We start from the raw sequence: 14,207 nt of genomic DNA on the forward strand, positions 1-14,207 counted from the left end.
CGCGGACAGTCCGGCGGAGAGCCGGCGTGACGTGGGAAACTGGCCGGGTGCGGCCGATCAAGCAATCCAAGAAACTTCAGGACGTCCGGTATGACGTGCGCGGACCGATCCTCGTCGAAGCGGAGCGACTGGAGGCCCAGGGCCACCGGATCCTGAAGCTCAACATCGGCAACACGGCGCCCTTCGGTTTCGAGGCACCCGATGCCGTGCTGCGCGACATGATCCACAACCTGCCGCAGTCGCAGGGCTACAGCGACAGCCGCGGCATCTACTCCGCCCGCACGGCGGTCGCGCACTACTACCAGTCGCACGGTCTGACCGACACCACCGTCGAGGACGTCTTCATCGGCAACGGTGTCTCCGAGCTGATCAGCATGGTGCTGCAGGCGTTCGTCGACGACGGCAACGAGATCCTCATTCCGGCACCGGACTATCCGCTGTGGACCGGCGCGGTGTCGCTGGCCGGCGGCACCCCCGTGCACTACCGGTGCGACGAGGAGAACGACTGGAATCCCGACCTCGCCGACATCGAGGCCAAGATCACCGCCAACACGCACGCGCTGGTCGTGATCAACCCCAACAATCCGACCGGCGCGGTCTACTCCGAGGACACCGTGCGCGGCCTCGTCGACATCGCACGCCGGCACGACCTGGTCCTGATGGTCGACGAGATCTACGAGAAGATCCTCTTCGAGGACGCGGTGCATCACCACGCGGCCACCTTCGCCGGCGACGACGTGCTCTGCCTGACCTTCAGCGGCCTCTCGAAGGCCTACCGGTCCTGCGGTTATCGGGCCGGCTGGCTGATGATCTCCGGCCCGAGGCATCTCGCCGCCGACTTCCTCGAGGGACTGACCCTGTTGGCGAACATGCGGATGTGCGCCAACGTGCCCGGCCAGCACGCGATCCAGACGGCGATCGGCGGCTACCAGTCGATCAATGAGCTGATCGGCCCCGGCGGTCGCTTCTACGAGCAGTCGATGACGGCCTGGCGGCTGCTCAACGAGATTCCCGGTGTCAGCTGCGTCAAGCCCCGCGGTGCGCTCTACTGCTTCCCGCGGCTCGACCCCGACGTCTACCCGATCAAGGACGACCAGCAGTTCGTCATCGAGTTGCTGCGCGCCGAGAAGATCCTGGTCACCCATGGCACCGGGTTCAACTGGTTCGAGCCGGACCACTTCCGCCTGGTCACCCTGCCCGACGTCGAAGTCCTCACTGAAGCCATCGGCCGAATCGCCAACTATCTCAAGGAGGTTCGCGCCGGCGCCTCCACCACCTCTTCAGTCGTATGACGATGCTGCACTGTCCCGCGACGGTGCTGCTCGCCAGGCACGGTGAGGCGGCATACGAGGCGACAACCTGGTCCGATGCCGGTGGGTCGCTGACGCGGGTGGGCCGCGAGCAAGCACGGGCACTGGCCGACCGGCTGCACGGGCGGCGCGTCGCACACGTCTACAGCAGCACGATGGCGCGTGCGGTGCAGACCGCGGAGATCGCCGCCGCTCGCCTCGACGTCGATGTCACCACCCGAATCGGACTGCAGGAGTTCAGCGTCGGTAGTTTCCTGCAGATCGAGCGCGACATCGATCCGTTCGCTCCGACCTTCGCCCAATGGCTGGACGGGGATCTCACCGCGCGTATCGATGGCGGCGAATCCGGCGACGAGGTCGTCGCACGCGCGCAGGCAGTGCTTCAGGACATCGCCGACGCGCACCCCGGCGAAACGGTGCTGGTCGTCGCGCACGGCGGCGTACTCACCGTCGCCATACGCAATCTGATGACCTTCGAATCAGGTGTGAAGCCAAAGCAATTCGCCAACTGCGCGTTCGCCGAGACCGAGCTGCGTGGGGACGGCTGGCGGCTGACCGGCTGGTCCGACCCCGACTGAGTCCGGATTGACCCCGGCGGACGTCAGCTCGTGCTGACCGGGTGGCCGACCGGCAGGATGCCGAGCAGGTCGTGGCCATGCGGGAGCAATCCAGCGGTCGCCTCGCATGCTCGTGCGTCGTCCAGCCCGGCGATCAGCACGGCGCCGAGGCGATGCTCGCCCGCCCACAGGTAGACGTTCTGCGCCATACAGCCCGCTTCGAGCCAGACGAAGCGTTCACCGTGCTCTGGCGGTTGGTCCGTGAAACGGCTCCGGGCACCCCGCAGATCCGCCGACAGCAGAAGCAGCAGCGGACAGTCCGCCATCCAGTCGGCGTCGAGGGTCACGCCGGCGAGTGACGGCCGATGATCACCGGGTACGACGCCAACCAGGTGCTGCGTCCCGGGGTCATAGCGATACGCACCCGCGTCGAGACCATCCACTCGACCGGCGATCACCGTCACGGAAACCGGGTATGACGCTCGGGCGGAGGGTATGGCGCGGTGACCGGAACCGGTCTCGCCCGCTGCCGCAGTAAGTAGCGATGCCAACTCCGGCAGGGAGACAGCCCGATTCGCGAAATTCTTCGTCGATCGACGCGACCGCAGCAGCGCGTGCAGCGTGCCGTCGTCGACCGCTGGCAGTGAGATGGAGCCGGTGCCGGGTGTCGCCATACCAAGAGTCTGGCGCATCGGGGTGGAGGCGATCTCCACCCGGTCTCCACCCGCAGATCTGCCCACGGGTCGATCCGCATCAGCCACGAACTCCGGATGCTTGAAGTCATCACCGAGCGACACTCCCGAGCCCCGGAAAGGCACAGCTCATGTCCGACTTCCAGCAAGCACTCCTGATCAGCGGCGGTATCGCCATCCTCGTCCTGCTCACCCAATACGGCCGGCGGGATTTCACCACCCACTCCGTCCTTCGACCGCTGGGGATGATCGGTGGCGTCGGCTACTTCTACCTGCGCGGTATGCCGACCGACCGCTCCGAACTCTGGCTGTATGCCGCAGGACTCGGGCTGGGCCTCGTGTGCGGGGCCGTCGCCACCGTGTTCACCGGCATCGAACGCGACCCGCGCACCGGCAAGGTCATGACCGTGTGCGGAGTCGGCTTCGCGGCCACCTGGCTGGTCGTCGTGGCGGCGCGCCTGGCCTTCGTCTGGGAGGCCGACCACAACAGCACCTTCCGGGAGCACCTGGGGACGTTCATGGCGAACCACCAACTGCACGAGGCGTCGATCGCACCGTTCTTCGTGATCTGGGCGCTGGCGATGGTCGTCTCGCGCGTCGCGGCCAACGCGGTCCGCGCCGGGCAACTCCCCGAGGCCGAGCCGGCCGCCCGGCAGCTGGTCTCCGCCTGACCCCGCCGGGCCCCGATCGAGCGGCGTACCTCCGCATTGAGCGGCGTAGCAAATCGCCCCGATTTGCTACGCCGCTCAATCGGTTTGTCTGCCTCTCGATCTCGGCGGGCGGGGCGACTCACTCGGGCGTCGGGCCGAGGCCGTGCTGGAACGCGAAGGTGACGGCAGCTGCCCGGTCGCGGACGCCGGCCTTGGCGAAGAGGTTGTTGATGTGCGTCTTGACCGTTCCCTCGCTGACGAAGAGATGTCCGGCGATGTCGCGGTTGCTCATCCCGGACGCAATGAGGGTCAGCACCTCGCGCTCGCGCGGGGTGAGTCCCGCCGGCGGCGCTGCGACGGTGCGGCCCGTCGGCTGTGCCTGCTGCATCGCAGCCCGGACCAGCTGCCGCTGCACCTTCGGGTCGAGCACCGCCTGCCCGCCGGCGACCGTCCGGATCGCCGCCGCGATGTCCGCGCGCCCGGCATCCTTGGTCAGGTAGCCGCGTGCTCCGGCGTCGAGCGCGCGCATGATGGACGCATCGTCGCCATACGTCGTCAGGATCAGGACGTTGACGTCCGGCGCGCGATCGCTGAGCTCGCTCGTCGCGTCGGCACCGTCCATGCCCGGCATGTTCAGATCCATCAGCACGACCTCGGCGCGCTCCGCGATGGCCGTCGAGACCGCCTGCGTGCCGTCGGCGGCCGTTCCGACCACGTCGATGTCGTCGTAGAGGCCCAACATCGCGGCGACGGCTTCCCGCACGACCGTCTGATCGTCCGCCACGACCACACGAATCGCCTTGGCTTCATTCGGCATCCGTATTCTCCCCCGAATCCTGCGCGTCGCTTCTTGCGGCCGGCACCCGGGCGAGCACGCGCCAGCCGCCGGCATACTCCCCGTCCGTCACGGGTCCGATCGAGCAACTACCGCCGAGCAATTCCACCCGCTCGCGTATGCCGACCAGGCCCATCCCGCTACCGGCACCGGCGGCGGCCTCCCGACCTCTCGCGTTCACGACGTCGACGACGATGTCGGAGTCGACGCGGCGAACCGTCACCCGCACGGCGGCCCCGTGCGCGTGCCGGCGTGCGTTCGTCAACGCCTCCTGCACGATCCGCACGATCTCCTGGCCGGCGGCCGAGCCCGGATCGCCAACGTTCGCACCGAAGTCCAACTCCTCCCCCGGCTGGACCATCCGCCGCAACGTGACCCCCAGATCGATGGTGCCCTCCCGCAGCGCCCGGACCGCGTGACGCGCCTCATCGAGCCCTTCGACCACCAGACCCCGCGCCGTCCGGACCGTTGCCCTGCCCTCGTCCGGTCGTCCGGCCTCGAGCTGGGCATCCGCCAGGTCGAGCTGCAGACTGACGCCCGACAGCGAGTGCGCGAGCACATCGTGGATCTCCCTGGCGATGCGGGTGCGTTCGGCGAGTGCGCTCGCGAGCGCATCGGACTCCGCCGTCAGCGTCGTCTGTTCGACGAGCAGCGCGCTCAGCCGCAGGGTACGGCGCCGGTTCTGCGTTGCGAGCCCGGGGAACACCGACAGGCCGACGGCAAGCACGGCGAACCAGACCCACGGGTTCTCCGCGGCGAGACCGTTGCTGGCCAGAGCCAACGCGACCGTCAGGCAGGTGAGTCCGACCGCGACCTTCGGCGGCCAGATCACCCCCGCATGACCACACGCCAGGAACGCCATCGACACCGCCCAACCGGCCGCCCCGAACACCAGCCCGGCACATACGCAGAAGGCGACGCTGATCGCGAAGCGCGGCAGCACAGGGACTTTCGCCGACGGCAGCAGGCGCGCGTAGGCCAGGATCGCGCTCGCTGCCATCAGCGTGTAGCTGAGCCAGGCCCGCCCACCGAGCGGATGCAGCGTCAAGAAGCTCGGCACGATCAGCGCCGTCGTGACGAACGGCTGTGCCCGCTCGTCGAACAGGTCGAGCCACGCCCCGGTGATCCGGCCGTCGTCCGACGGCTCGAGCTCTTGTCGCAGCCGGTTCAGCACCCGATGATTCTGGCACCCCGGCGAAACGAGCGGTCGAACCTGGCCGATGCGTCGGCTGATTCCGGGTGGGGAGCGATCTCGATACGGGCTCGTCCCTCGCCCTACTCGATCCGCAGGGGTTGGCTCAGTCCTCCTACTCGATCCGCAGGAGTCGGCTCAGTCCTCGAACGCCTCCGGCGGCGGGCACGAGCAGACCAGGTGACGGTCGCCATACGCACCGTCGATCCGGCGCACCGGCGCCCAGTACTTCCGCAGCGGGTCGACCCCCGAGGGGTAGACGGCCTCACGCCGTGAGTAGGGGTGCTCCCACTCGTCGGTCGTCAGCGACTCGGCGGTGTGCGGTGCGTGCCGCAGCGCCGAATCATCAGCGGAGACAACACCATCGATCACCTGCTGGATCTCGGCGCGGATCGCGATCATCGCGTCGCAGAAGCGGTCCAGCTCCTCCAGCGACTCGCTCTCGGTCGGCTCGACCATCAGCGTGCCGGCGACCGGGAAAGACATCGTCGGAGCGTGGAAGCCGTAATCGATGAGCCGCTTGGCGACGTCGTCGACGGTCACGCCGGAGTCCTTCGTCAGGCCGCGCAGGTCCAGGATGCACTCGTGGGCGACGAGGCCACCGTCACCGGCATACAGCACCGGGAAGTGCGAACCGAGCCGCTTGGCAACGTAATTCGCGGACAGGATGGCCGCCTGCGTCGCCTTCGCGAGGCCCGCTCCGCCCATCAGCCGGACGTAGGCCCAGGAGATCGGCAGGATCGACGCCGAGCCGTATGGCGCCGCCGACACCGGACCGGTCTCCCCCGTCAGCTCCTCGGCGAACGGGTGCGACGGCAGGTATGGCGCGAGGTGCTCGCGCACACCGATCGGCCCGACACCGGGACCGCCGCCGCCGTGCGGGATGCAGAAGGTCTTGTGCAGGTTCAGGTGGGACACGTCGCCGCCGAACTGGCCCGGCCGGGCGAGCCCGATGAGCGCGTTGAGGTTGGCGCCGTCGACATACACCTGACCGCCGGCCTCGTGCACCAGCGAGCACAGCTCGGAGATGGTGTCCTCGAAGACCCCGTGCGTCGAGGGGTAGGTGACCATGATCGCGGCCAGGTCCTCGCCGTGCTCCTTGAGCTTGTCCTTCAGGTCGTCCATGTCGACCTCACCGGTGGGTGCGGTCTTGACGACGACGACCTTCATGCCGGCCATGACGGCGGAGGCGGCGTTGGTGCCGTGTGCGGAGGCGGGGATGAGGCAGACGTTGCGTTCGGCCTCGCCGCGCGCCTGGTGGTAGCCGCGGATCGCCAGCAGCCCGGCGAGCTCGCCCTGCGAGCCGGCGTTGGGCTGCAGCGACACCGAGTCGTAGCCGGTGATCTCACACAGCCACCGCTCGAGATCGGTGATCAGCTCACGGATGCCCACCGTCTGCTCCGCCGGGGCGAACGGGTGCAGGTTCGCGAACTCCGGCCAGGTGATCGACTCCATCTCGGTGGTCGCGTTGAGCTTCATCGTGCAGGAGCCCAGCGGGATCATGCCGCGGTCGAGGGCGTAGTCGCGGTCGGCGAGCGTCCGCAGGTAACGCAGCATCGCCGTCTCGCTGTGGTGTGCGCTGAAGACTGGGTGGGTGAGGATCTCGTCGGTGCGGATCAGGCTCTCGTCCCAGATCAGCCCACCGTCGGAGGGCACCGGTGCGTTGACGCCGAATGCGGCAGCCGCGGCTGTCAACTGCTCGTCCGTGGTCGTCTCGTCGACGCTCACCGAGACGTGGTCACTGTCGACCCGCCAGACGTTGATGCCGCGCTGAAGCGCGGCCTCGACGACCGAGTCGGCGCGACCGGGCACCACCGCGGTCACCGTGTCGAAGTAGCTGTCACTGGTCAGCTCGACGCCGCCGGCGAGCAGCGCCTCGGCCAGACCGACGGCCTTGCCGTGCACCTCGCGCGCGATGCGACGCAGGCCGTCCGGGCCGTGGTAGACGGCATACATCGATGCCATCACCGCGAGCAGGACCTGGGCGGTGCAGATGTTCGAGGTGGCCTTCTCGCGGCGGATGTGCTGCTCGCGGGTCTGCAGTGCCAGTCGGTATGCCGGGGCGCCGTCGGTGTCCTTGCTGACGCCGACGAGACGACCGGGCATGGTCCGCTCGAGTCCCTTGCGGACGCTCATGTAACCGGCGTGCGGGCCGCCGAAGCCCATCGGCACGCCGAACCGCTGGCTGGTGCCGACCGCGACGTCAGCGCCCAGCTCGGCGGGCGAGGTCAGCAGGGTCAGTGCGAGCAGGTCGGCGGCCACGGTGACCAGGGCCTTGGTCTCGTGCGCGGCGGCGATCAGTGCCCGCCAGTCGACGATGACACCGTCGGCGCCGGGGTACTGGACCACGACGCCGAAGACGTCGCGCTCCCCCGCGGTCGCACGCAGCCCGGCCTCGTCGGTCACCGAGCGCAGGTCGGCCACCACGACCTCGATGTCGAGTGCGCTCGCGCGGGTCTGCACGACGGCGATGGACTGCGGCATCAGCTGTGCGTCGAGCAGCAGGACCGCGTCCTTGGCCGCCTTCGAGCCGCGCCGCATCAGCGTCATCGCCTCGGCGACCGCGGTCGCTTCGTCCAGCAACGACGAACCGGCGGTCGGCAGGCCGGTGAGGTCGGAGATGACGGTCTGGAAGTTGAGCAGCGCCTCGAGCCGGCCCTGCGAGATCTCCGGCTGGTATGGCGTGTAGGCGGTGTACCAGGCCGGGTTCTCCAGGATGTTGCGACGCACCACGGCCGGGGTGTGCGTGCCGTAGTAACCCAGCCCGATCATCGAGGTCAGCACCTGGTTGCGGTCGGCCTTGGCCCGCAGTTCCTCGATCACGGCCGGTTCGGAGGGCGCAGCCTCCACCGCGAGAGCCTCGGCTGCGCGGATGCCGGCAGGCACCGCCGTGGCGAGGAGATCCTCCATCGTGGAGTAGCCGAGCAGTCCGAGCATCGACGAGACGTCGTCGTCGGTCGGACCGATGTGGCGGGACGGGAAGTCGGGCAGCTCAACAGCACTCATGGGGCGGCACCTTCAGTCGGGATCGTGCATGATGCGATGACATGTCCCCAACTGTCGTCACCATCGGTGCCTTCAGAGCTGCCTCTGCCGGGCGGTCCTGGCGCCTGAGAGGTTCTGAGGAAGTTGCCCCTTCGGCGTCCGACCCACGGGTGGCGGAACTCTCCCGCCCGGTGTCGTAAGCGCCCCTAATCTAACACCCGCAGGCCGATCGGCCTGCGGGTGCTGGAAGCGTTCGGGTCGGCTGAGACTCAGCCGGCGGCGGTACGGCGGGCGCGACGCTCGCGCAACTCGTCACCGGGATGCGCCGCGGGTGCCTCGTCCTCGGGACGCTCGCCGGGCAGCTCGGACAGCGAGCCCTCGACCTCACGCCATACGGAACCGAGCGCGATGCCGAAGACGCCCTGGCCGCCACGCAGCAGGTCGATGACCTGGTCGTCGGACGTGCACTCGTAGACGCTCGCACCGTCGGACATCAGGGTGATGCCGGCCAGCTCCTCGACGCCGTGCTCGCGCAGCACGGTGACTGCGACGCGGATCTGCTGCAACGAGACACCGGTGTCCAGCAGTCGCTTGATGACCTTGATGACCAGGATGTCCCGGAAGCTGTAGAGACGCTGGTGGCCCGAACCCGTGGGGTTGCGCACCGACGGCTCGAGCAGGCCGGTCCGAGCCCAGTAGTCCAGCTGCCGGTAGGTCACTCCGGCGGCCCGGCATACGGCAGGTCCGCGGTAGCCGACCTGATCGGTCATCTCCTCCGGCAGCTCCTGCGTGAACAGCGCTTCCTGCATCGGCGCGGGCGCGTTCGACTTCGCGCTGCGCTGTGCTTCACCCTTGCTGACCACGAGATCCTCCACTGACTGCACTGAGACGCGGTGTCCGTCTCGAGGGATGTTCTGAATCGACTGCTTCGACGGACCGGAGCACCGAGCTCGAACTCCCGCCGGGTGCTCCGCAAACGTATGGCCAGGACCCATCGGAATCAACGACCGTCGCGCGTGTCGCGACGACCGATCCGTCCCTAACCTTTGAGTGAAGGTTCACACTTCGGCTCATGAGCCTTCCGAACCCTCGTCGCCAACTTCGAAGTCCTCGGCGGACACGTTGTCGAGAAACTCGCGGAATCGCTCGACTTCGTCCTCTTCCTCGACGGGGACATCGACGCCGACCTCGGCCAGCACTTCCTCCTCGACGAAGACCGGCACCTGGGCGCGCAACGCAACCGCCACGGCGTCCGAGGACCGGGAGCTGATCCGCTGGTCACCGTCGATGACCAGCTCGGCGTAGAAGATGCCCTCTTCCATGCGGGTGATGATCACGCTGGACAACTCGTGCCCGAGGCCGGTCAGGACGTTGAGCAACAGGTCGTGCGTGAGCGGCCGCGGCGGGGTGACTCCCTGCTGGGCGTAAGCGATCGCCGTCGCTTCCGGCGCACCGATCCAGATCGGCACATACCGCTCACCGTCGCGCTCCCGCAGCAACAGGATCGGCTTGTTGGTCGGCATCTCGACCCGCACACCCATCACATCGACCTGTTTCACAGATCCCACGCTACTCCCGTGCGAGGTCCGCCCGCACCAGTGCAAGATGCAGCTCCAGGCACCGCCGGACGAGCTCCTCGACATCGTCCCGGCTGTCGACGTCGTGCGACATGCCGGCAAGGCCTCGCACGAGGGCGACTTCGCGCTCCGCGGCCAGCCGGAAGGGCCGGAGATGACGGGCCTCGATGCCGTAGGACAGCAGAGTCGCCGCAGCGTGCGCGACCTGCAGGTCGAGCCCGGTGTAGAGGTCGCCGTCGGCAGCGCGGATGAGCCCGAAGGATTCGAGATCGGTCAGTGCCCGGGTGTCGAGGCCGGTCGCCCGCTGTAGCTCCGCACGGGTGAGCTTGACTCCGGAGTCCTCGCCGGCCGGTGATCCGTCCACGGCGGTCAGTGCCGGGTCCGTGCCTGCCGCCGGCGGCTGTGGGCCCTCGCTCTGCTCACTCGGCCGGAGCCCGCGGTCGTAGGCGTCCAACGCTTCGCGGATGACCTTCAGCGGCCAGTATTTGTCGCGCTGGCAACGCAATACCAATCGCAACCGCTCGACGTCGCGCTCGGCATACCGGCGATAACCGGAGGGGGTGCGCTCGGGAGACACGAGTCCCTGCGCGTCCAGGAACCGCACCTTGGACAGGGTGAGGTCGGGGAATTCCTCCTGCAGCCGGGTCAGCACCGTGCCGATCGACAAGCCGACGTGACTGGAGGCCGCGTCATCGGTTTCCGGCGGCCGGTCCGAAGTCGCGGAGTGCGCCCTCGGGCCAGATGCCCGCCCGGTCACGACGTCGGTGCGCCGTAGTAGACCAGACGGAACTTCCCGACCATGACCTCGTCGCGAGTGGTCAGGTCGTGGGAGTCGACCAGCTCGCCATTGACATAGGTGCCGTTGAGTGAGCCGATGTCCGTCACCGCATAACCGGTGTCGGTACGCCGGAACACCGCGTGCCGACGCGACACGGTCACGTCATCGAGGAAGATGTCGCTGCTCGGATGGCGCCCGACGCTCACCTCGGCGTCGTCCAGCAGGAACCGTGCGCCGGAGTTGGGTCCGCGCAGTGCCAACAGCAGTGCGGTCCCCGGGCGCAGCGCATCGATCGTCGCCTGGTCCGAGGACGACAACCGCACCTCGGTGCCACTCGGCCGCTCCGGTGCGGACTCCCCCGCCGGCGTTGCGGAGAACCGCGCAGTCGCATCGCCCGCCGCTTCTGCGGCGGGCTCGGCCGCGGCTTCGCCTGGCACGAAGTCGCTGTCGTCGTTCGTCATCGAATCAACCTCGGGGTCGGAGCCAGCAGAATGTCGGAAACATCGATCGTACGCTGCGGCTCGTCAGCCGAGCGACGCTTTGTACGCTTCCACGTCCTGCAGGCTGTCGATCGCCGCCGCGTCGGAAAGCTTCAGCTCGTACATCCACCCCTCGCCGTAGGGGTCGTTGTTGACCAGCTCGGGCGTCGCGTCCAACTGCTCGTTGATCGCGGTGACGTCACCGGCGAGCGGCGAGTACAGGTCACTCACGGACTTGGTCGACTCGACCTCGCCACAGGCGTCCCCCGCAGCGACCGTGTCACCGACGGTCGGCAGGCTCACGTAGACGACATCACCCAGCGCGTCCTGCGCGAAGGCCGAGATGCCGATACGCACCACCCCGTCGCCCTGGTCCTTCACCCACTCGTGGTCGGGGGTGTAACGCAGGTCAGCGGGGTATTCCAGGTCGCTCATGAGTCTCCTTGACGTTGATTCTGAACAAGCACAGCGAGATTGGCTTCCGGCGTCCCGCTGTCGCGCATCACGAACTGCTGGGTTGAGCGTAACGAGGCTTACTCGTGGGCCGCAACGCAGTCACGTCAACCCGCTTCGCGGACGTCACCGACGGGGTGGCGCCCAGTTGTTTCAGGGCATCGACGACGCCACCCGGAATGGCCATCGCCGTCGACATGGTGTGCGGATCGCCGATCGCGGTGATGACGTATGGCGGTTCGACCCGCTTGCCGTCGGCCGCCATACCGCTCGCACCGGCGTCGGTGAAGTAGCTGTCGGCGACGATGCGGACCGAGTTCAGTTGGATCGCCTCCGCGCCGGCGTCGCGCAACTCCTCCACCGCGTTGAGCACGTCGCTCGGCCTCACGACGTTCTTCGGATCCTTGATCGTGATGCGTATGCCGGGCCCGGTCGCCGGCAGTGTGCCGGCGAGGATCCCGAGGGTGCGCAGCCGGTCGGTCGCCGCCTGCAGCGCCGCCTCGTCACCTCCGGAGCTCTCGAGTTGGGTCTTGGTCCGGGTCAGCCGGTCGGCTTCCTTGCTCAGCTTCAGCGACTGCTGGTTGACGCCGTCGAGCAACGCGACCAGGTCGCCCTGGCGCAGGTTCTCCAGCCCGGACGACCGCGTCTCCTGGACCTGGGCGACCATCGCGAAGCCGAGCAGCGCGGCCAGGACCGTGATGAAGCCGTTCGCGCGAGTCAACCGTGGCCGGGCAGCACGCCACAGGCGCGCCCACCCGGTGCGGACCGTTTCGTTCTCTGGGATATCAGGCATGGAAGAGGTGCCGACGGATGGCGGCGACGTTGCTGAAGATGCGGACGCCGAGGACGACGACCACACCGGTGGACAGTTGCGACCCGACGCCCAACTGGTCGCCGAGGTAGACGATGAGCGCCGCCACCACGACGTTGGACAGGAACGACACGACGAACACCTTGTCGTCGAAGATCCCGTCGAGCACCGCACGGACCGCCCCGAAGACGGCATCGAGCGCAGCGATCACCGCGATCGGCAGATAGGGCTGCAGCGACAGTGGCACGTCGGGGTGCAGGACGATGCCTACGACGAGACCGACGACCAGGCCGATGGCCGGAATCATGACCCTCCTTCGGGGGTGCGCGACGAGGACGTCGCTGGGGATGAGGACATGGCGTGTGCGTGGCTGAGTGCTGCGGTGGCCGCGGCCGGCACCGTCACGGAGGACCTGCTCGTCAGCTTCTCCCGGATGCCGTAGGTACCCGCGAGTTCGCGCAGGTAGGCCCCGCCGGAGTTGGCCTTGAAACGGGCGGAGACGTCCGGCCCACCGATGACCGTGACGGCATACGGCGGTTGCAGGGCACGGAAATTCACCAGGATGGCTTCCCCCGCGAAGCGGATGGCCGTCTGGCTGGTGAGCCGCTGACCGTTGATCGAGATCGCTTCGGCGCCGGCCGCCCAGAGTCCGTTGACGATGACCTGCAGGTCGGTGGACGTGAGCCGTTCGGAGTCGGAGGTGTCGGTCCGGGGGTTCCCCTGCGCGTCGGTGCCGGAATCGGCTGCGTCGTTCAGCGACAGGACCAGGCCCGGACCGTGTGCCGCGGCGGTGCCACTGGTCAGTTCCAGCGCCTTGAGCCGATCCGACAGGGTGGTGTCGTGCTGTCGGTTCAGTGCCTTGGCCTGCAGTTTGTTGACCTGCGCCTGCGTCCTGTTGATCGTGCGACTGTCCCGATCGATGGTGGCCTGTCGGTCGTTGATGGTGCTGATCAGTTCCGAGCGCCGCTTCTCCGAGGCGGCCTGCGGCAGGCGCAGCGCGTGAGCGGCAACAGCCAGGCTCAGCCCGATGACCAGCAGGGTGACCACGAGCAGGGGCGAGCGCAGACCGACCGAGGCCGGCTTGCCCTCTGCCGTGCGCTTCGTGGCCGCTGCCGCGTAACCGGGGTCGAGCGGTGCCCGCATCAGATTGTTGATGAGGGACATCGACTGCGCGGGGTCGGTCGGCCCGGCGACGGCCGGCCGAGGGTGCTTCCCGGACGGTCCCCCCGACCGCTCGGTCATTGCGCGACCGCGGCCTTGGCCCGGTGAACCATGCCGCGAACCTGGCCGACATACATCAGCCCGGCCAGCCAGTAGAGGACCGTGCCCCACCACACGAACGACCAGCCGATCGGTCGCGCGACATCGCCCCAGCCGTTGTCGAGGCTGCCGAGCAGCACGAGCGGGAAACCGTAGATGAGGCAGAACGTCGCCGACTTGCCGATGAAGTGGACCGGAGGGATCGCCAGGCGGTGTTTGCGCAGGGTCGGGCCCAGCGCGAACACCATCACCTCGCGCAACAGCAGGACCGCGACCAGCCACCACGGGATGATGTGTTTCCAGGCCAGCGCGAAGATCGTGGACAGGATGTAGAGCCGGTCCGCGGCCGGGTCCAGCAGCTGACCGAGCCGGGTGACCAGGTTGAACTTCCGGGCGATCTTCCCGTCGAGGTAGTCGGTGACGCCGGAGACGACGAGCACCCAGAACGCCCACAGGCGGTGGTCCTCGGCCATCAGCCACAGGAAGACCGGCACGCCGACGAGACGCCCGATGGACAGGAGGTTGGGCACCGTCCAGATCTGCCGGCTCAGCGGCACCGTCTCAGTCACGGCACCAAGGCTAAGTGGTGCGCGGCCGCCGGGTGCGCGCCCTCCCTGTACTGATTCGG

At 68.2% G+C, this 14,207-nt stretch carries 16 protein-coding genes and 1 riboswitch; of the genes, 3 read left to right on the plus strand and 13 right to left on the minus strand.

Annotation, left to right across the window (positions count from 1 at the left end):
- Window positions 1–47 precede the first annotated feature (47 nt).
- Together VG502_RS09575 and VG502_RS09580 are read left to right on the plus strand one after the other, a co-directional pair.
- Complete coding sequence (locus VG502_RS09575; RefSeq protein ID WP_325549869.1) at window positions 48–1,292, plus strand: pyridoxal phosphate-dependent aminotransferase; 1,245 nt, start codon at window positions 48–50, stop codon at window positions 1,290–1,292.
- Window positions 1,289–1,888 carry a histidine phosphatase family protein gene (locus VG502_RS09580; RefSeq protein WP_325549815.1) on the plus strand — a complete coding sequence of 200 codons (600 nt, stop codon included), beginning with the start codon at window positions 1,289–1,291 and terminating at the stop codon, window positions 1,886–1,888. Before VG502_RS09575 ends, VG502_RS09580 begins: the two co-directional genes overlap by 4 nt.
- Before the next feature lie 23 nt (window positions 1,889–1,911).
- Here VG502_RS09580 and VG502_RS09585 read toward each other — a convergent pair whose 3' ends face one another.
- A complete protein-coding gene (locus VG502_RS09585; protein ID WP_325549816.1) occupies window positions 1,912–2,607 on the minus strand; it encodes a SagB/ThcOx family dehydrogenase in 696 nt (231 codons plus the stop codon).
- Between the two features lie 83 nt (window positions 2,608–2,690).
- Between VG502_RS09585 and VG502_RS09590 the strand changes: the two genes are divergently transcribed.
- Window positions 2,691–3,230: a hypothetical protein gene (locus tag VG502_RS09590; protein WP_325549817.1), complete on the plus strand. Its 540-nt coding sequence runs from the start codon at window positions 2,691–2,693 to the stop codon at window positions 3,228–3,230.
- Between the two features lie 118 nt (window positions 3,231–3,348).
- On the opposite strand, the gene VG502_RS09595 is transcribed toward VG502_RS09590, so the two are convergent.
- From VG502_RS09595 to VG502_RS09650, 12 genes are all read right to left on the minus strand, one after another.
- Window positions 3,349–4,026 (minus strand): response regulator transcription factor, encoded by a 678-nt coding sequence (locus tag VG502_RS09595; protein ID WP_325549818.1) that lies wholly within the window; start codon window positions 4,024–4,026, stop codon window positions 3,349–3,351.
- Window positions 4,016–5,218 (minus strand): sensor histidine kinase, encoded by a 1,203-nt coding sequence (locus VG502_RS09600; protein WP_325549819.1) that lies wholly within the window; start codon window positions 5,216–5,218, stop codon window positions 4,016–4,018. Before VG502_RS09600 ends, VG502_RS09595 begins: the two co-directional genes overlap by 11 nt.
- A 156-nt stretch (window positions 5,219–5,374) precedes the next feature.
- A complete protein-coding gene (gene gcvP / locus VG502_RS09605) occupies window positions 5,375–8,242 on the minus strand; it encodes an aminomethyl-transferring glycine dehydrogenase (protein WP_325549820.1) in 2,868 nt (955 codons plus the stop codon).
- A gap of 82 nt (window positions 8,243–8,324) precedes the next feature.
- A riboswitch (glycine riboswitch) is annotated at window positions 8,325–8,418 on the minus strand.
- Between the two features lie 72 nt (window positions 8,419–8,490).
- Window positions 8,491–9,030, minus strand: coding sequence for a MerR family transcriptional regulator (locus VG502_RS09610; protein ID WP_325549870.1), 540 nt, complete (start codon window positions 9,028–9,030; stop codon window positions 8,491–8,493).
- Between the two features lie 261 nt (window positions 9,031–9,291).
- Window positions 9,292–9,780 carry a bifunctional nuclease family protein gene (locus tag VG502_RS09615; RefSeq protein ID WP_325549821.1) on the minus strand — a complete coding sequence of 163 codons (489 nt, stop codon included), beginning with the start codon at window positions 9,778–9,780 and terminating at the stop codon, window positions 9,292–9,294.
- 10 nt (window positions 9,781–9,790) lie between these two features.
- Entirely contained in the window at window positions 9,791–10,465 is a 675-nt protein-coding gene (gene ftsR / locus VG502_RS09620; protein ID WP_325549822.1) for a transcriptional regulator FtsR, read from the minus strand.
- A gap of 86 nt (window positions 10,466–10,551) precedes the next feature.
- On the minus strand, window positions 10,552–11,037 hold the full coding sequence (locus VG502_RS09625; RefSeq protein WP_325549823.1) for an FHA domain-containing protein: 486 nt from the start codon (window positions 11,035–11,037) through the stop codon (window positions 10,552–10,554).
- A gap of 63 nt (window positions 11,038–11,100) precedes the next feature.
- The gene (gcvH, locus tag VG502_RS09630) at window positions 11,101–11,490 is read right to left on the minus strand and encodes a glycine cleavage system protein GcvH (RefSeq protein WP_325549824.1); all 390 of its coding nucleotides are present in this window, start codon (window positions 11,488–11,490) and stop codon (window positions 11,101–11,103) included.
- 67 nt (window positions 11,491–11,557) lie between these two features.
- Window positions 11,558–12,301, minus strand: coding sequence for a DUF881 domain-containing protein (locus VG502_RS09635; protein WP_325549825.1), 744 nt, complete (start codon window positions 12,299–12,301; stop codon window positions 11,558–11,560).
- The gene (locus VG502_RS09640) at window positions 12,294–12,626 is read right to left on the minus strand and encodes a small basic family protein (protein WP_171157714.1); all 333 of its coding nucleotides are present in this window, start codon (window positions 12,624–12,626) and stop codon (window positions 12,294–12,296) included. The genes VG502_RS09635 and VG502_RS09640 overlap by 8 nt, the downstream gene beginning before the upstream one ends.
- Complete coding sequence (locus tag VG502_RS09645) at window positions 12,623–13,561, minus strand: DUF881 domain-containing protein (RefSeq protein WP_325549826.1); 939 nt, start codon at window positions 13,559–13,561, stop codon at window positions 12,623–12,625. The genes VG502_RS09640 and VG502_RS09645 overlap by 4 nt, the downstream gene beginning before the upstream one ends.
- On the minus strand, window positions 13,558–14,148 hold the full coding sequence (locus tag VG502_RS09650) for a cardiolipin synthase ClsA (protein ID WP_325549827.1): 591 nt from the start codon (window positions 14,146–14,148) through the stop codon (window positions 13,558–13,560). The genes VG502_RS09645 and VG502_RS09650 overlap by 4 nt, the downstream gene beginning before the upstream one ends.
- Between the last annotated feature and the right edge of the window lie 59 nt (window positions 14,149–14,207).

The sequence above is a fragment of the Flexivirga sp. genome (assembly GCF_035551235.1).
Lineage (GTDB): Bacteria > Actinomycetota > Actinomycetes > Actinomycetales > Dermatophilaceae > Flexivirga.

What these genes read in the sequence shown, in the direction of transcription:
- VG502_RS09640 (WP_171157714.1), bottom strand. Translation starts at nt 12,626, where the DNA reads ATGATTCCGGCCATCGGCCTGGTCGTCGGTCTCGTCGTAGGCATCGTC.
- VG502_RS09635 (WP_325549825.1), bottom strand. Translation starts at nt 12,301, where the DNA reads ATGCCTGATATCCCAGAGAACGAAACGGTCCGCACCGGGTGGGCGCGC.
- VG502_RS09610 (WP_325549870.1), bottom strand. Translation starts at nt 9,030, where the DNA reads ATGCAGGAAGCGCTGTTCACGCAGGAGCTGCCGGAGGAGATGACCGAT.
- VG502_RS09580 (WP_325549815.1), top strand. Translation starts at nt 1,289, where the DNA reads ATGACGATGCTGCACTGTCCCGCGACGGTGCTGCTCGCCAGGCACGGT.
- VG502_RS09625 (WP_325549823.1), bottom strand. Translation starts at nt 11,037, where the DNA reads ATGACGAACGACGACAGCGACTTCGTGCCAGGCGAAGCCGCGGCCGAG.
- gcvP (WP_325549820.1), bottom strand. Translation starts at nt 8,242, where the DNA reads ATGAGTGCTGTTGAGCTGCCCGACTTCCCGTCCCGCCACATCGGTCCG.
- VG502_RS09595 (WP_325549818.1), bottom strand. Translation starts at nt 4,026, where the DNA reads ATGCCGAATGAAGCCAAGGCGATTCGTGTGGTCGTGGCGGACGATCAG.
- VG502_RS09590 (WP_325549817.1), top strand. Translation starts at nt 2,691, where the DNA reads ATGTCCGACTTCCAGCAAGCACTCCTGATCAGCGGCGGTATCGCCATC.
- gcvH (WP_325549824.1), bottom strand. Translation starts at nt 11,490, where the DNA reads ATGAGCGACCTGGAATACCCCGCTGACCTGCGTTACACCCCCGACCAC.
- VG502_RS09645 (WP_325549826.1), bottom strand. Translation starts at nt 13,561, where the DNA reads ATGACCGAGCGGTCGGGGGGACCGTCCGGGAAGCACCCTCGGCCGGCC.